Source organism: Microbispora bryophytorum, from assembly GCF_043197435.1.
Lineage (GTDB): Bacteria > Actinomycetota > Actinomycetes > Streptosporangiales > Streptosporangiaceae > Microbispora > Microbispora bryophytorum.
Map to the genome: position 1 here is coordinate 63,026 of NZ_JBICTF010000008.1, position 16,082 is coordinate 79,107.

Consider the following 16,082-nt stretch of genomic DNA (forward strand, 5'->3'; position numbering starts at 1 on the left):
GAGAACCCGGACCTCAGGGCGCGACGGGCTCGGCGCTCGTCTCGAGCGCCGACGGCCGCGGAACTTACGTCGTCCGGATCGCATGAAGGCTGCCTGGAGCACCTCAAAATCTTGGCGCTACTGCGCAATGCGCGGTACTGTGCGACGCGTGGACAGTAGCCAGCTCCTCAAGGGAGTCCTCGACCTGGCGGTCCTCGCGGTGCTCGCCGAACGTGACAGTTACGGATACGACGTCGTACGCCGACTGCGTGAGGCGGGGCTCGAGGACGTCGGCGACGCCTCGGTGTACGGAACGCTGCGGCGGCTGTTCAAGGCCGGAGCGCTCACGTCCTACGTGGTCGCCTCCGACGAGGGACCGCACCGCAAGTACTACGGCCTGAACGACGTGGGCCGTTCGCTCCTCCAGACCTCGGCGAAGACCTGGACCTCCTTCGCCGCCACCATGAACGACCTGCTCAAGGAGGTCGATCCGGGATGAATCCCCCCATGACGCCCCAGACCTACGCCGCCGCCGTACGGGAGGCGCTCGCCGATCTGCCTGCCCACGACAGAGACGCGCTGCTGGAGGACCTGGACGAGCATCTCGCCGAGGTCGCCGCCGAGCCGGGCATGTCGCTGGAGGAACGCCTCGGCAGCCCCGAGGCGTACGCGGCCGAGTTGCGGGCCGCCTACGGCGGGCGGCCGCCGGGCGGCGGCTCCTCCCTGGGCGGGCGGCTGCGCGAGCGCATGAGCGGAGCCGTCCGGCGCGTTCACACGCGGCTGCTCGTGCTCCCGCCCTACCGTCAGGCCGCCGTCTTCGCCCCCGAGCTGCGCCCCGCGTGGTGGGTGCTGCGGGGCTACGCGATCGCGCTGGCCGTGCTCGCGCCGATCAGCGCCCCCGGGCTGATCCCCGGCGACATCGCCGCCTGGGTGTTCACCCTCGCGGTCGTCTGGGGGTCGGTGTGGCTGGGCCGGCGGGGCCGCGCAGGGGGGTCACGCTGGGGCCGGGCGCTGCTGCTCGGAGCCAATCTGGTGGCCGCGGTCCTCGTGATCACGGCGATGGCCGACGTCCCGAGCACGTCGTCGCGCGAGGTGGCCTTCGACTACGGCCCCCGGCCAGGCGCGTACGCACCGGGCATGCGGGTGGAGAGGGTGTCCTCGCTGGGCGGGGACGTCTCCAACATCTTCCCCTACGCGGAGGACGGGACACCGCTGCGCAACGTCCGGCTCTACGATCAGGACGGCAACCCGATCACGCTGGAGCAGGGATTCGGCCAGGAGCTCGCCATCCCCTGCGACGGGGAGCCGCCGATGCGCAACGCCTACCCGCTGCCGCTGCGGCCCGTGGAGGACCGCGCCGGCCCCGCCGCCCGCAGAGCGGAGGCGACCTGTGTGCCCGCCACGCCCGCACCCGCCACGCCCGCACCCGCGATGCCGGTGCCCACGGACGCCACGCCGACACCGACGGACGCGACGGATGCGACGGCCTCCACGACGGCCTCCGCGACGCCCTCCGCCGCCACCACGCCTTCCGCCTCGCCGTCGCCCTCCGCCAGGCCGGCCCGTCGACAGCGGTAGGGGGAACCGCGGAGCCGGTCCGGGCGGAGGACGGCCCGGTCCACCTCTTTGTCACAGGGGCGGAGGCGGGCCGGGTGTCAGCCGCGCAGGCGGACGGGCAGGGAGAACAGGCCGCGCATGATGGCGCTGGGCCACCAGCTCAGCTCGGCGGGGTCGGCGGCGAGGGCCAGATCGGGGAACCGTTCGAGCACCCGGCCGATCGCGGCCTCTCCCTCCACCCTGGCCAGGGCCGCGCCGACGCAGTAGTGGGGCCCCCGGCCGAAGGCGAGGTGCGGCTCGCCGACCCGGCCGGGGGAGAACGCGTCCGGGTCGGTGAACGCCGCCGGGTCCCGGTTGGCCGCCAGCAGCGAGACGAGGATGGGCTCCCCGGGCAGCATCTCCTGGCCGCCGACGACCACGGGCTCGGTGGGAAAGCGCCAGGTGGCGTTCCGTACGGGACCGTCGTAACGCAGCATCTCGTCGATGAAGTCCGGCAGCAGGGAGAGGTCGGCGCGCAGGGCCGCCGCCTGGGCGGGATGCCGCAGCAGCGCGAGCAGGCCGTTGCCGATCAGCGCCACGGTCGTCTCGTGGCCGGCGATCAGCAGCAGGAACGCGGTCGAGGTCAGCTCGTCCTTGTCGATCTCGCCCTGGTTGGACCGCCGTACGAGGTCGGTGAGCAGGTCGTTGCCGGGCCGGGAACGCTTGAGCTCGACCAGGTCGGCCAGGAAGATCTCCAGGGCGTCCGTGGCGCGGGCGATCTCCTCCACCTCGGACGCCGCCGCCGAGTCGATGACGGAGGCGTGGTGGTGGAAGGTGGCCCGGTCCTCCTCGGGCACGCCGAGCAGGTCGCAGATGATCGTGATCGGCAGCGGATAGGCGAGGTCGGCGACCAGATCCGCCTCGGTGCCGTCGAGGCGGTCGAGCAGCGCGTCGGTCACCTCCAGCGCCCGCGTCCGCAGCCCCGCCATCCGCCGGGGCGTGAAGGCCGCGCTCACGAGCCGCCGCAGCCGCGCGTGGTCGGCTCCGTCGGCGTTGATCATGTGGCGGGCGAGCCCGGGCCGGTGATCCAGGGGCAGGCCGAGAGAGGCGGCCCGCCACTCGGGCGAGCCGGCCGCCGGGTCCTTGGCGAGGGCGGGATGGGTCAGCGCGGTCACGGCGTCCTCGTACCGCGTGACCAGCCACGCCTCGCAGCCGGGCAGCGGCACGCGGGTCACCGGGGCGTTGCGGCGCAGCCAGTCGTAGGCGGGGTAGGGGTCGGCGTCGAACGCGGGGCCGTACAGCGGGGGGAATGAGTCGGTGGACACGGGCCGTACGTACCCATCCGCGGCGCGACGGAAAAGATCGGCATCTTTCTCGGCATGACCTCTTTGTGACACCGGCAGGCGTCGCCAGAGCCGGCTTCTGGCGAACACACATTTTCCGACCTGGCACGATCGGTGTCATGAGCTCCGTTCCTCCCGGTTCCGGCTGGCCGGACGACCCCGCGCGCCCGGACACCCCCGTCGCCCACGACGCCCTCGAGGTGGCCGAACTGGCCGCCGAGGGCCGCACACTGCACGAGCTGACCGCCCGACAGTCGGTGTGCCGCGCCTGCCCGCGTCTCGTCGAGTGGAGGGAGGAGGTCGCCGACGTCAAACGGAGGGCGTTCGCGGACGAGACCTACTGGGGCCGGCCGATCGCGGGATGGGGCGACGAGGCGCCGCACACGCTCATCGTGGGGCTGGCGCCCGCCGCGCACGGCGGCAACCGGACCGGCCGGATCTTCACCGGCGATCGCAGCGGCGACTGGCTGTTCGCGTCGCTGTACCGCACCGGCCTCGCCGCGCAGGAGACCAGCGTCCACGCGGGCGACGGTCAGCGGCTGGTCGGGGCCCGGATGATGGCGGCGGTGCGGTGCGCCCCGCCCGCCAACAAGCCGACCCCGGAGGAGCGCGACACCTGTTTTCCCTGGCTCGCGAGGGAGCTCGCGCTCGTGGCCGGCACGACCCGGGTGATCGTGGCGCTCGGTGGCTTCGCCTGGCAGGCGGCGTGGCCCGCGCTGCGCAAGGCCGGGTTCACGCTGCCGTCCCGCAGGCCGCCGTTCGGCCACGCGGTGGAGGTGCCCGTCTCCTACGGCGCGGCTCCGGTCACGCTCATCGGCTGCTACCACCCGAGTCAGCAGAACACCTTCACCGGCCGGGTCACCGCGGACATGCTCGACGCGGTCTTCGCCCGCGCCGCCGCACTGGGGACCGCGACCTTGTGAATCGTTTCACAAGAGTGAAGCCGATCACGCAGGGAAGATTGGCCAAATTTTCCGGAGAAATGTCTCCAGGACATGACGGAGTGGGGAAAATCACTACACCTTTGGTGCTAGGGGATTGGTGCGGCTGCCAGCTCGTGACGTAGGCTTGTGAATGCTTTCACAAGCGAGGAGGGCATCGTGGCAGACCGCAACTGGAAGCACGTCGTCATCGTCGGCGGTGGATACGTGGGCCTCTACTCGGCTCTTCGTCTCCAGCGCACGCTCCGCCGTGAGCTGCGCGACGGCAGCGTGCGGATCACGCTCATCGACCCGCAGTCGTACATGACCTACCAGCCGTTCCTCCCCGAGGCGGCCGCCGGCAACATCTCGCCGCGCCACGTCGTGGCCCCGCTGCGCCGGGTGCTGCCCAAGGTGCGCATCCTCAACGGCAAGGTCTCCAAGGTGCACCACGAGGCCCGCACGCTGACCTTCGAGCCCGCCGCCGGCCAGTCCCGCGAGATCGAGTACGACGTCGTCGTCATGGCGGCCGGCTCGATCTCGCGTACGCTGCCGATCCCCGGCCTGGAGGACGCGGCCATCGGCTTCAAGACCGTCGGCGAGGCCATCGCGCTGCGCAACCGGGTCCTGGCCCTCCTCGACCGGGCCGAGTCGAGCGAGGACGAGGACGTGCGCCGCCGCGCGCTGACCTTCGTCGTGGTCGGTGGCGGCTTCGCCGGCATCGAGGCCCTCGCCGAGCTTGAGGACATGACCGAGGACGCCGTCACGTACTACCCGGGCATCGACAAGAAGGACCTGCGCTGGGTCCTGATCGAGGCGTCCAACCGCATCCTGCCCGAGGTCGGCCCCGAGATGGGCGAGTGGACCGCCGAGCAACTGCGCGAGCGCGGCATCGAGCTCAAGATGGAGACGTTCCTCCAGTCGTGCGAGGGCGGCCTGGTCAAGACCTCGGACGGCGACGAGTTCGAGTCGGCCACGATCGTCTGGACCGCCGGAGTCAAGGCGAGCCCGATCGTCAACTCCACCGACCTGCCGCTCGACGAGCGCGGCCGGATCAAGACCACGACGCGACTGACCGTCGCGGGTGTCAAGGGCGCCTTCGCCGCCGGTGACATCGCCGGTGTCCCCGACGTGACCAACCCCGGTCAGTACTGCGCGCCCAACGCCCAGCACGCCGTACGGCAGGCGAAGGTCCTCGGCGACAACATCACCGCGTACCTGCGCGGGGAGCAGCTGCAGGACTACCGGCACAAGTACGCCGGGTCGGTCGCCGGGCTGGGCCTCTACCGGGGCGTCGCGAACGTGTACGGCGTGAAGCTGCGCGGCTTCCCGGCCTGGTTCATGCACCGCACCTATCACCTGTCGCGGGTTCCCACGGTCAACCGGAAGGTCCGCGTGGTGATGGACTGGACGCTGTCGCTGTTCTTCAAGCGGGAGACGATCTCCCTAGGCGAGATCGAGCACCCGCGCGACGAGTTCAGGGCGGCCGCGAAGAGTGGCGTCAAGCGCTGACCCGCCCGGCGCGCAGGAAGCGCGGGGGCGACCTCAGGACGCGCACACGGCCCGGCGGCGCACACCGCCGGGCCGTGTGCGTGTTCCTGCGCTCTGACATGCTGGTGTGGTGGACGGTGGGGAAGGTGCGGATGGTCTCCAGGACCTTGACCGAGTGGCTCCCGGGGGGACCGTTCACGCGCTGTGGAAAGGGGGACAAGCCGCGTAAGACGTAACTTGCTTACAGAGGAGTGATCCGTGACATATGATCGCGGCGCCCCCGTAGCCCAATGGCAGAGGCAAGCCCCTTAAAAGGGCTGTGGTGTGGGTTCGAGTCCCACCGGGGGCACCAGAGCCTCTCAGCACGAAAGAGCCGGTGACCTGCGTGATCCAGGCCACCGGCGGGTCTGGCCGCTCCGGGAGGATCGGCGTCACCGGGCGACGTTCAGGCGGGGTTACGAGTTCCCTTTGCGCGATCACGCCGCCCACGCGGGCGGCGTACGGTGCCGTCGCGGGCCGACCGCGCCGCCGCGGCCGCCGGTAGATCTTTCCGTCGCGTTTGCCAGGCGTAGCCCATGCTCGGATACATTCGTGCATGCGTTTTGTCCCTTTTGTCATGATTATCTCGGGTTTGGTGGCAGGTCTCGCCTCGCCTGCGTGGGCCATCACCCATGGTTCGGTCGATACGACCGAACACCCGGAAGTGGGAGCCCTCGTCGGCGCCAAGCCGGAAAGCGACGGCACGTGGGCGTACTGCACCGGCACCCTCATCTCGCCGACCGTCTTCCTCACGGCCGCCCACTGCGGGAGCAAGGGCCAGAAGACCGCCCGGGTCTCCTTCGCCAGCCACTACGAGTCCGGGGCGAAGCTCTACACCGGTCGCTACGTGCCCGACCTGCGATACAAGGGCGACGCCTATGACTTGGCGGTCGTGGTCTTCTCCGAGCCCGTCACCGGCATCAGGCCGGCCAGGCTGCCTTCCGCGGGCCTGCTCGACCGGCTCAAGGCCGACGGCAGTCTGACGACCGCGCGATTCACCCCGGTCGGCTACGGCTCGGTGGAGCCCACGAAGAAGCGGCACGGATGGCGCTACCACTACACCGACACGCGCAGCCAGACCGCCATCTCCTTCAAGCGTCTCGGCAGCAGGTGGCTCGACCTGGCGCCGGACGCCTCGCGACGGGAGGGCGGAACCTGCTACGGCGACTCGGGCGGCCCCAACTTCCTCGGAGGTCCCGACTCGAACCTGCTCGTGGCCACGACGATCAGCGGAGTGGACGACGCCTGCGAGACGACCAACGTCGACTACCGCCTGGACATCCCGGAGGTCCGGGAGTTCGTCGGCAAGTACGTCACCCTCCCCTGAGGACGTGCTCCCGCATGGGGGTAGACACATAACCCCATTGGGGGTATGAATGATGCATGCCTAAGATCAACGTGTACCTGCCGGATGATCTCGCGGAAGCGGTCAGGGAAGCGGCGCTTCCGGTGTCCGCCATCTGCCAGCGGGCGCTGGAGCAGGCGGTCCGCCGGGTGAGCGCCATCCGCGAGAGCATCCTCGGCGATTTCGAGATCGACGACCCCCGCCTGTCGCACTTCACGCCCAGGACCCGCGCCGTCTTCCGGCTGGCACTGGACCGGGCCAGGGCCGAGAACGCCGCCGCCATCGGCACCGAGCACCTGCTCGCCGCGATGCTGGACGAAGGGCAGAACCTCGCCCTGCACGTCCTGCGCGCCATGGAGGTCGAGCCCACTCTGGTCGAGCGCGACCTCGCGAGCCGCCGCCCGTCCGCACCCGCCGCGGCGGCAGACCCGGAGCAGCCGGCGGACGAGGGAACGCGGGACGACGGTCCACGCCGGTTCGACGCGCACGCGGCCAACGCCCTCGAGCTCGCGGTCACCGAGGCCCATGCGATGGGGCACAACTACATCGGGTGCGAGCACCTGCTGCTCGGCCTGGTCGCCGAGCCGGACGGGATCGGCGGGCAGGTGCTGCGAGATCGGGGCGCCGAGCCGCGCCTCACGCGGCGCGCGGTCGCCGCGGCGCTCGCCGGCTACGTCCACCTCCGGGCTCAGGCGCAGGACGCCTCCGGATCCGGGACCGGCCCTCAGGCGGCCTCCCCGGCCGCCTCCCAAGCCGCCGCGCAGACCGCCGCACAGGCCGGCCCGCAGACCGCCGCACAGGTCGTGGCGGCGGTCGTCCGTCAGGAGATCGCTCCGCTCCTGCGGCGCATCGAGCGGCTGGAGCGGCACGCCGGAGTGGACGCGCCCGCCGGGGACGACGCCTCGTGACTGGACGCGTGCTGCTCGTGGCGACAGGCGACGTCATGGCGTACGCCCGTCACACCGGCCGCCCGGGGCTCGCGACGGCCGCCGACCTGCTGGCGGCCGTACCCGGCGATCTCGGTGTGAAGGTCGTGACCGAGGACGTGCAGGCCGAGCCGAGCTGGGACACCTCGCCCTCCACGATGCTGCGGCTGGCCAGGCGCGTCCGGACGGCACTGCTCGACGAGGGGTTCGACGGGGTGGTCGTCACCCACGGCCTGGACACGATCGAGGAGACGGCCTTCCTCACGGACCTGCTGGCCGGGCCCGCCGCTCTCCGCGGCGGGATCGTGCTGACCGGCGCCGTACGCGGGCTGGACGAGCTGTCGAGCGACGGCCCGCGCAACCTCGCGTCGTCCCTGGTCGCCGCCGCCGACCCCGCTCTTCGCGGCGCCGGCGCGGTGGTCTGTGTGAACGACGAACTGCACGCGGCCCGCTGGGTCACGATGGCCGACGCGACGGGCGTGGCGGCGCTCTCCTCCGCCCCCGCGCCGATCCTCGGCAGGGTCGCGGACGGCAGGGCCGAGATGACGGGGACGCCGCCGCCGAGGCCCCCGGCGGCGCGGGGAGAGCCGGAGACGAACGTGGCGCTGATCAAGACGTATCCGGAGATGGACCCCGTGCTCGTCACGGCCGTCGTGGACGCCGGAGCCAGGGGCGTCGTGCTGGAGGGCACCGGCGCCGGAAACATCCCGATCACCCTGTACGCGACCCTCAGCGAGCTGGCGGAGTGGGACATCCCCGTGGTGGTCGCCTCGCGGTGCCGCACCCGGCCCGTCGCGCTGGAGGACCTGCCACCGGCCTTAGGGCTGGCCGCGAAGGTCGGCGCCATCGGGGCCCGGGGGCTGGCTCCGGTGAAGGCGCGGTACGCCCTGATGGCGGCGCTCGGCGGGGGCGGGCGGCGCGCTGTCCGCGACTGGTTCGCCCGACTCTGACCGCGGTCAGGCGCGTCGCTCGTTCGCCGGCACCGGGGTGTTCTCCACCTGCGACGGCTCGGCGTACGCGTCGGCCGCGCCGGGGATCGCGGCCGGCGTGGGCGCGGCGTCGGCGGTCGGCGGACAACCGGAGACCGGCAGGCGCAGCACGAACATGGCGCCGCCGTACGGCGACTCGGAGGCCACCAGGCTGCCGCAGTGGGCGCGGGCGATGTCCCGGGCGATGGCCAGGCCGAGCCCGGCGCCCCCGCGGCCCCGGCTGCGCGCCGTGTCCGACCTGGTGAACCGTTCGAAGACCCGCTCCCGTTCGCCCACCGGGACGCCGGGACCGTCGTCGCTGACCCACAACTCGACGAAGCCGTCGGCGCGCCGGAGCCCGACCTCGGCCACGCTCCGGGCGTGCCGCTGCGCGTTGTCGAGCAGGTTGGTGAGCAGCCGGGCGAGGTGGAGCGGCGCTGCGTGCATCCTGACACCGTCCTCCAGTTGAAGGCGCACCGGAATCCGGTCGCTCCGGCGGGCGACCTCATCCCTGACCAGCGCGGACATGTCCACCGGCTTGCGGTCCGGGGCCGTCGCGCCCACCTTGGCCAGCAGGAGCAGGTCATCGATGATCGTTTCCAGCCGCTCCACGTCGAGCAGCGCGTCCTTGAGCAGCGACCGCAGGTCGGTCTCGTCGGGGTGAAGCTGGGCCTCCTCCAGTTGCGTGCGCAGGCCGGCGAGCGGAGTCCGCAGTTCGTGGGACGCGTCCGCGGCGAACTCGCGCTGCCGCCGCAGTGCCCGCTCGGTGGTGAGCTTCGCCTGTTCGATGCGGGCAAGCGTGCTGTTCACGGTGCGGGCGAGCCGGGCGATCTCGTCGTCCCCGGCCGGTACGGGCACCCGGGTGTCCAGGTCGTTCACGTTGACGGCGGCCAGGTCGCTTCGGATCGCCTCGACCGGGCGCAGGGTGCGTCCGGCGATCTTCCAGGCTGCCCAGGCGGTGAGCAACACAAGCACGGAGACCTCCACGGTGAAAAGTAGATCGAACATCGCGACAGGGGTGAAGCCGTCGATGGGGCGTCCCGCGTACACGACGGGGGAGTCGGGCCCCGGCATCACCCGGAGCGCCGACAGATGCAGGCAGCCGATCCCGTCGTGCATGCAGGCCTGCACGTCCTGCATCGGATCGTCCTCCGACGGCCAGAAGGAGCTCAGCGGGGGCAATCCCTGGGCGGCGGGCGAGGCGGCGAGCACTCGCCGGTTCGGACCCACCACCTGGACCAGGTCGACTCCGGTCACTTGCGGGGTGATCAAGTGGTGGAAATGGCCCGAACGCCACGCGGCGGCCGTGAGCGCGGCCTCCTGCCGTGCGTCGAGCCAGACCGCGGTCGAGAACGCCTGCCGAGCGACAATGCTGCCCAGGATCCCGGTGGGGATCAGCAGCAGGGTGGCGAGCGCCGTGACGAGGACGGTGATGCGTCCCCGGATGGAAGGAGGCCGGAACCTTCGCAGTAACGATGGGCCGCTGACCTTCATCGCCGTCCTCCTCGCGATGGCGTTCCCTGCCGAGCGGAACTGGCGGCGGCGGCCGGCTCCTCGGTCGTCATACGGCCTCCGGGCGGCTTGCCACGCCTGTCTGATTGGGATGAGGCTCGCAACGGCAGGCGGAGTGATCGACGCGTTCTGCCTGGTCAGGTCGCTGCTTCTCGGCTTCGCACCACGCTAACACTAAACTTGAAGACCTCAAGTAAAGGAATTGTTCAAGTTTTATCGCACGGTTGTCGCCGGTCGATCTCATCCGTGCGGACCGGCGGGAACTCACAGGAAAGTCTGATCGTTGCCACTGTGGTGGAGTGGCGCTTCCCCTTGTGGGGGCACCACTCCTCGGGCACCATCCCCACTAGGCCGCGCAGCGGCTGATCAGTGAGTCGCGTCCTGGAGGAAGCGAATGGAGAGCAAGAACCCCATATTCAGTCGGCGCGGGGCGGCTGGTCGGCAGGCGTGGGCCGGTCCTACGCCCAGCGTGCAGCAGCTGAACCAGATGTACGCCACGCCGTCGTACGCTCCCCCCGGGGCGCGGGCCATGACCATCGACGACGTCGTGGTGCGGAGCGCCATGACCCTCGGCACGCTCGTCGTGTCGGCGGCCCTGGCCTGGTACTTCAACGTCGGCTGGGGGCTGGCGGCGCCGGCGATGATCGTGGGCCTGATCCTCGGGCTCATCGTGTCGTTCAAGCAGAGCACGAACCCCGCGCTGATCCTCGGCTACTCCGTGTGCTACGGCATCGCGATCGGCGTGCTGAGCCACATGTACGAAAACGTCTACAACGGCATCGTCCTGCAGGCCGTGCTCGGCACGATGGTCGCGTTCGGCGGCACGCTCGCCGTGTATGCGCTGAAGATCTTCCGGCCGACGCCGAAGTTCGCCAAGTTCGTGATCGCCGCCGCGTTCGGCGCGGTCGGCCTGATGCTGATCAACTGGATCGCGGGCATCTTCGTCACCGGCGGCCTCGGCCTGCGCACCGACAGCCCCATCGGCTGGATCTTCAGCGTCGGCATGATCCTGCTCGGCTGCTTCTTCCTGCTGCTCGACTTCAGCGAGATCGAGCAGGGGGCGCGGGCCGGCGTGCCGGAGCGCTACTCGTGGCTGATGGCGTTCGGTCTGACCCTGAGCCTCGTCTGGCTCTACCTGGAGATCCTCCGCTTCATCAGCTACTTCACGAGCAACGACTAGCCGTACGACAAGAAGGGGCGCCGTTCCTCCGGGAACGGTGCCCCTTTGTTGTGCTATATCAGGATCTGGTGATCGGCGCTGCAACTTTTGATCAACATCCTGTAACAAATCAATGCCACAGAGGGCTTGTCAAGCGCGGACCGGTGATGCACTGTGACACAAAGCAGCCTTTTCCGTGGAGGTGCCCATGTCGTTGAACCACTCACCGGAGACCCAGACCAAGCTGATCGCCCGCGTCCCGTCCATAACCGGACGCGACCTCCCAGAGTGGTTCGAAGCCATCGACAACGGCCCGTCGTTCCTACGCTGCGACGAGCGAGCCAACTGGCTCGCCGACGAGCACGGGCTGAGCCACGGCTACGCCGCCGCCATCGTCCTCGAACACGAACGGCGCCGTCGCTTCTAGACCGAGGCGCGGGAAGGGGCAGTGACGTCCCGCGCACACCGGCAACAGCCGTCCCACGTTCCGTACGGAGGTTTCCCGCCCAGGGGCACTGAGGCGCCCGCACCGGACCGGTGCGGGCGCATCATTGTTCTATGGATCTCGACAAGGCGCGTGAGTTCGTCAGGAGCAACCACCGAGCGGTCATGGTTACCCGCTATGCGGACGGCCGGCCGCAGACCTCCCCGGTGACCGTCGGCTGCGACAAGGACGGCTACATCGTCATCAGCAGCCGCGAGACGGCCGTCAAGACCCGTAACCTGCGGCACAACCCCCAGGTCGTGCTCACGGTGATGACCGACGCCTTCTACGGCGAATGGATGCAGATCGAGGGCACCGCGCATGTCGTCTCGCTGCCGGACGCGATGGAGCACCTGGTGCAGTACTACCGCGACATCAGCGGCGAGCATCCGGACTGGGACGACTACCGCGCCGTGATGATCCGGGACAAGCGAGTGATCATCCGGGTCGAGCCCACGCGCGCGGGCCCCGACCACCACGGCTGAGTTCGCGCCGGTCCCGGCCCTGGCCGGGACCGGCACGAAGCCCGTCGCTCAGGACAGCCGCTCCAGGACCATCGCCATGCCCTGGCCGCCGCCGACGCACATCGTCTCCAGCCCGATCGGCTTGTCGTGGAACCGGAGGCTGTTGACCAGCGTGGAGGTGATGCGGGCGCCGGTCATGCCGAAGGGATGGCCCACCGCGATCGCGCCTCCGTTCACGTTGAGCCGCTCGATGTCGATGCCCAGCTCCTGGTAGGAGGGGATCACCTGGGCCGCGAACGCCTCGTTGATCTCGACCAGGTCGACGTCGCCGATCGACATGCCCGCGCGGGCGAGGGCCTGCCGCGACGCCTCGACCGGGCCCAGTCCCATGATCTCGGGGGACAGGCCGGTGACGCCGGTCGACACGATCCGGGCGAGCGGCGTGATGCCCAGCTCTGCGGCCTTGGTGTCGCTCATGACGACCACCGCGGCGGCGCCGTCGTTCAGCGGGCAGCAGTTGCCCGCCGTCACCGTGCCGTCCGGCCGGAAGACCGGCTTGAGCTGCGAGACCGCCTCGTACGTCGTGCCTGCCCTGGGGCCGTCGTCCTTGCTCACCACGGTTCCGTCGGGAAGAGTCACCGGGGTGATGTCGCTCTCCCAGAAGCCGTTGGCGATGGCCTTCTCGGCGAGGTTCTGCGAGCGCACGCCGAACTCGTCCTGCTCACGCCGCGAGACGCCCCTCAGGGCCGCGACGTTCTCGGCCGTCTGGCCCATGGCGACGTAGACGTCCGGCAGCGCGCCGTCCTCGCGCGGGTCGTGCCACACCGGCGCGCCCTCCTTCGCGGTCTCCTCCGTCCGCGCCTTCGCCTCGTCGAACAGCGGGTTCTGCGCCTGGGGCATGTCGGAGCTGCCGTTCACGAAGCGGGAGACGGTCTCGACACCCGCCGAGATGAACACGTCGCCCTCGCCCGCCTTGATGGCGTGGAACGCCATCCGGGTCGTCTGGAGCGAAGAGGAGCAGTAGCGGGTCACCGTGGTGCCCGGCACCGTGTCCAGCCCGAGCATCACCGCGACCACACGTCCCAGGTTGTGGCCCTGCTCGCCGCCGGGGAGCCCGCAGCCCAGCATGAGGTCGTCAACGTCTTTCGGGTCGAGCTGCGGCACCTTCGCCAGCGCGGCGCGGACCATCTGCACGGTGAGGTCGTCCGGGCGGATGTCCTTGAGCGACCCCTTGAAGGCGCGGCCGATCGGCGACCGCGTGGTCGCCACGATGACTGCCTCGGGCATGTGACTCTCCTGCCTGATCTCGTGCCCCTCCACTCAGGGTTTCGGGGGGCCTCCTTCCCGGAGGTTACCCCTCGGTACGCCGCCCGCCACGTCCCGGGCCCCACTCAACAGAATTTTGTACTACTGCACAAGCCGGTGAATCAGCCGTACATGCCGGGGGTGGTGGCCGTGCGGTCGTTGACGGCGTGGAGGCCGCCCTTCTCGTCGCGCCACAGGCGCCAGCCGTTCTGGCTGCCGGTGAACCAGGAGGGCGGCGCGGAGGAGGAGTCCTTGCGCTTGCCCGTGGCCAGGTCGAACTCGCACAGCGCCGCGATCGAGTAGAACCCGGAGATCATGCCGCGCAGCGGCAGCGGCTTGGGGTCGGTCACGCAGAACGACCAGCCGGTCGCGCCGCTCACCGGGGTCGGTTCGCCGGTGCCGAGGTCGAAGACCGAGCCGGGCGCGTCGCGCTTGAGGAAGCCGAGTTTGTTCATCTCGGGCGGGAAGGCCAGCCACCAGCCGGACCCCGGGACCTGGGTGGGCGTGATCTGCCCCAGAACCCGTCCGGTTTCGGCGTCGAGCCGGGCGAACCCGCCGTACTGGCCCTGCTCGTCGACCGGCCGGACCACCGGCGCGAACGCGGGGTTGCCGCTGGGGTAGACGCGGACGACGGACGGCCGCATCCAGTCGACGGCGCCGTCGGCGAGACGCGCGGAGAACAGGCCGAACGTCGAGGTCTCCTTCGTCTGCGGGTTGGTGTACGGAGCGACGTAACCGATGATCTTGTCGCCCGTCGCGCCGAAGGACCAGCCGCCGCTCAGGTCGACGTCGGGGCCGAGGGCCTGCTCGATCGGCAGCTGCCAGATGGTCTTGCCGTCCTTGATCGCGCGGGCCTCCAGCACCGGGTGGGCGGCGAGCCTGAGCAGGACGACCTTGGACGCGTCGGACCATTCGACCTCCGCGATGCCGGCCAGGCGCCACTTCATGGCGCCGTTGCGGGGGTCGAGGACCACGACGCGGGCGGACGAGAGCGCGGTGTCCTCGGAGACGCAGACATACGGCCCGCAGCGCTGCGGGCCGAAGGTGGACCGCACGGGCCTGGTCCACTTCTGCTGTCCGGTGCGGGCGTCCCTGGCGACCAGCGTGGCGCCCTTGTGGCCGGCCGCGGCGGGGTCGAGCGCGATCACCACGGCCTGTCCGCCGCCGGTCTCCACGGTCGCCGGAGCCTGCACCCCCATGCCGGGGAGCCGGCCCGCCATCGTCGCGGGGTGCGCCCACAGCCGGCGGCCGGTGGCGAGGTCGAGGGCGACGGTCTCCAGAGAGCCGTCGGGCCGCATGGAGGTGGTCGTCGCGACGCCGCCTCCCGTAGTGGCCCGGCTGACCGCGTTCACCTGCGTGTTCTGCCAGGCCGGGTTGTCCTTGGCGGCCTCGTCGTCGCCGGAGCAGCCGGTGAGGGCGCCCCCGGTCAGCAGGGCGGTCGCGGCGAGTGCCAGAGCGGGTTTCACGTGGTTCAGCTGGGGCCGGATCATTTCGCTCCTACAGGGGGTGATGGCCCGGCCGCAGGAGGTGACCGGCCCTAGGCGTTCGGAAGCGGCCCGGGTCTCCGGCGGAGCAGCGCCGCCCATCGTCCATGGGGGCCGACCGCCCGGCCGGCGACACGGGTCGCGGTGACCTCGGTGCCGGGTTCCTCCACGGCCATTGCGGCCAAGAGGTATTGCGATCCTTCGACGCGCACGGGTTCCGGCTCGGGCCACAACCCCAACGCAGCGCATACAGAAGGTAGCACTGCGTACGCGGCCTGTAGGTAACCTCGGGCAGATGGATGAAAACGATCAGGTCCGAACATCTCGGCAGGGTTCGCGTCGAACTCGGGTCCGAGCAGGTCGGCGAACGCCACGGTGCGGCCGCCCGCCTCGACGACGGCGACCGTCTGGGCCGCGGCGAGCTGCCGCGACCAGCGCCGGGTGACCCAGCGGAGCGGTTGCGCGATCGGGCGTACGGTGCCCAGGTCGGGGCAGGTCCCCACGACCACCTCCGCACCGGCCTCGCGCAGCCGGCGCACCGCCTTCTGCAGGTGCCGCACTGCGCGGGCCGGCAGGGTGGCCGTGGTCACGTCGTTGGCCCCCACGAACACGAGCGCGATCTCCGGCCGGGCCTCCAGCGCGCGGTCCACCTGGGCGCCGAGGTCCACCGACGCCGCGCCCGACTGACCGGCGACGGTGAGCCGCACCGGGCGCTCGGCCACCGCCGCGAGGCCGTACGCGATGCGGACGGCCGGAGTGTCCTCGGGGCGGGTCAAGCCGAGGCCGACGGACAGGGAGTCGCCGAGCACGACCATGCGGATCGGCTCCCCGGGGAAGGCGCCGTACACGCCGTCGGCCTGCGGGCCGTCGAGGCCGTGCGGCTGCCCCACGATGCGCCGGGCCACCATGGCCTCGGCCACCAGCAGGCCGTACGTGACCGCTCCCAAGGCCGTCAGCCCGCCTCCGCCGACGGCGGCGGCGGTGGCGATGCGCCGCGCGGCGCGCACCGCGCCGGACGTCCAGATCACCCGCCCTCCTCCTGCTCACGGTACGGTTTGAAGAAGAAACTAGCCGAGTTCCGGCCACCCCTATCGGAATCCCGGCTGACGGCAGGCTGACAAGCTTCG

At 70.9% G+C, this 16,082-nt stretch carries 15 protein-coding genes and 1 tRNA gene; 11 read left to right on the plus strand and 5 right to left on the minus strand.

What is annotated here, in order from left to right; all coding sequences use genetic code 11:
• Window positions 1–148: 148 nt before the first annotated feature.
• Together ACGFIB_RS26220 and ACGFIB_RS26225 are read left to right on the plus strand one after the other, a co-directional pair.
• A complete protein-coding gene (locus ACGFIB_RS26220; protein WP_142571211.1) occupies window positions 149–478 on the plus strand; it encodes a PadR family transcriptional regulator in 330 nt (109 codons plus the stop codon).
• Entirely contained in the window at window positions 475–1,557 is a 1,083-nt protein-coding gene (locus ACGFIB_RS26225; RefSeq protein ID WP_393375726.1) for a DUF1700 domain-containing protein, read from the plus strand. Before ACGFIB_RS26220 ends, ACGFIB_RS26225 begins: the two co-directional genes overlap by 4 nt.
• Window positions 1,558–1,634: 77 nt before the next feature.
• Here ACGFIB_RS26225 and ACGFIB_RS26230 read toward each other — a convergent pair whose 3' ends face one another.
• Window positions 1,635–2,840, minus strand: coding sequence for a cytochrome P450 family protein (locus tag ACGFIB_RS26230; RefSeq protein WP_357240680.1), 1,206 nt, complete (start codon window positions 2,838–2,840; stop codon window positions 1,635–1,637).
• A gap of 137 nt (window positions 2,841–2,977) precedes the next feature.
• Here ACGFIB_RS26230 and ACGFIB_RS26235 point away from each other — a divergent pair, with 137 nt between their 5' ends.
• The 6 genes from ACGFIB_RS26235 (at window position 2,978) to ACGFIB_RS26260 (ending at window position 8,529) form a co-directional block, all read left to right on the plus strand.
• The gene (locus ACGFIB_RS26235) at window positions 2,978–3,781 is read left to right on the plus strand and encodes a uracil-DNA glycosylase (protein WP_393375729.1); all 804 of its coding nucleotides are present in this window, start codon (window positions 2,978–2,980) and stop codon (window positions 3,779–3,781) included.
• 174 nt (window positions 3,782–3,955) lie between these two features.
• Complete coding sequence (locus ACGFIB_RS26240; protein WP_142571428.1) at window positions 3,956–5,290, plus strand: NAD(P)/FAD-dependent oxidoreductase; 1,335 nt, start codon at window positions 3,956–3,958, stop codon at window positions 5,288–5,290.
• A gap of 255 nt (window positions 5,291–5,545) precedes the next feature.
• A tRNA-Leu gene (locus ACGFIB_RS26245) sits at window positions 5,546–5,621 on the plus strand.
• A 351-nt stretch (window positions 5,622–5,972) separates the two neighbouring features.
• Window positions 5,973–6,635: a trypsin-like serine protease gene (locus tag ACGFIB_RS26250; RefSeq protein WP_393375732.1), complete on the plus strand. Its 663-nt coding sequence runs from the start codon at window positions 5,973–5,975 to the stop codon at window positions 6,633–6,635.
• A 56-nt stretch (window positions 6,636–6,691) separates the two neighbouring features.
• The gene (locus ACGFIB_RS26255; RefSeq protein WP_393375735.1) at window positions 6,692–7,561 is read left to right on the plus strand and encodes a Clp protease N-terminal domain-containing protein; all 870 of its coding nucleotides are present in this window, start codon (window positions 6,692–6,694) and stop codon (window positions 7,559–7,561) included.
• Window positions 7,558–8,529, plus strand: coding sequence for an asparaginase (locus ACGFIB_RS26260; RefSeq protein ID WP_357240669.1), 972 nt, complete (start codon window positions 7,558–7,560; stop codon window positions 8,527–8,529). The genes ACGFIB_RS26255 and ACGFIB_RS26260 overlap by 4 nt, the downstream gene beginning before the upstream one ends.
• Before the next feature lie 6 nt (window positions 8,530–8,535).
• Here ACGFIB_RS26260 and ACGFIB_RS26265 read toward each other — a convergent pair whose 3' ends face one another.
• Window positions 8,536–10,041 (minus strand): HAMP domain-containing sensor histidine kinase, encoded by a 1,506-nt coding sequence (locus ACGFIB_RS26265; protein ID WP_393375739.1) that lies wholly within the window; start codon window positions 10,039–10,041, stop codon window positions 8,536–8,538.
• A 412-nt stretch (window positions 10,042–10,453) separates the two neighbouring features.
• Here ACGFIB_RS26265 and ACGFIB_RS26270 point away from each other — a divergent pair, with 412 nt between their 5' ends.
• The 3 genes from ACGFIB_RS26270 (at window position 10,454) to ACGFIB_RS26280 (ending at window position 12,187) form a co-directional block, all read left to right on the plus strand.
• Complete coding sequence (locus ACGFIB_RS26270) at window positions 10,454–11,239, plus strand: Bax inhibitor-1/YccA family protein (RefSeq protein WP_357240662.1); 786 nt, start codon at window positions 10,454–10,456, stop codon at window positions 11,237–11,239.
• A gap of 187 nt (window positions 11,240–11,426) precedes the next feature.
• A complete protein-coding gene (locus ACGFIB_RS26275) occupies window positions 11,427–11,645 on the plus strand; it encodes a DUF4287 domain-containing protein (RefSeq protein ID WP_142571222.1) in 219 nt (72 codons plus the stop codon).
• Between the two features lie 131 nt (window positions 11,646–11,776).
• Window positions 11,777–12,187 carry a PPOX class F420-dependent oxidoreductase gene (locus tag ACGFIB_RS26280; protein WP_142571223.1) on the plus strand — a complete coding sequence of 137 codons (411 nt, stop codon included), beginning with the start codon at window positions 11,777–11,779 and terminating at the stop codon, window positions 12,185–12,187.
• Window positions 12,188–12,235: 48 nt separating this feature from the next.
• On the opposite strand, the gene ACGFIB_RS26285 is transcribed toward ACGFIB_RS26280, so the two are convergent.
• The 3 genes from ACGFIB_RS26285 to ACGFIB_RS26295 all read right to left on the minus strand — a co-directional run bounded on the left by ACGFIB_RS26285 (window position 12,236) and on the right by ACGFIB_RS26295 (window position 15,983).
• Complete coding sequence (locus ACGFIB_RS26285; RefSeq protein WP_142571224.1) at window positions 12,236–13,453, minus strand: acetyl-CoA C-acetyltransferase; 1,218 nt, start codon at window positions 13,451–13,453, stop codon at window positions 12,236–12,238.
• A gap of 140 nt (window positions 13,454–13,593) precedes the next feature.
• Window positions 13,594–14,961 carry an outer membrane protein assembly factor BamB family protein gene (locus ACGFIB_RS26290; protein WP_357023106.1) on the minus strand — a complete coding sequence of 456 codons (1,368 nt, stop codon included), beginning with the start codon at window positions 14,959–14,961 and terminating at the stop codon, window positions 13,594–13,596.
• Window positions 14,962–15,008: 47 nt separating this feature from the next.
• Window positions 15,009–15,983, minus strand: coding sequence for an SGNH/GDSL hydrolase family protein (locus ACGFIB_RS26295; protein ID WP_142571226.1), 975 nt, complete (start codon window positions 15,981–15,983; stop codon window positions 15,009–15,011).
• Window positions 15,984–16,082: the final 99 nt, after the last annotated feature.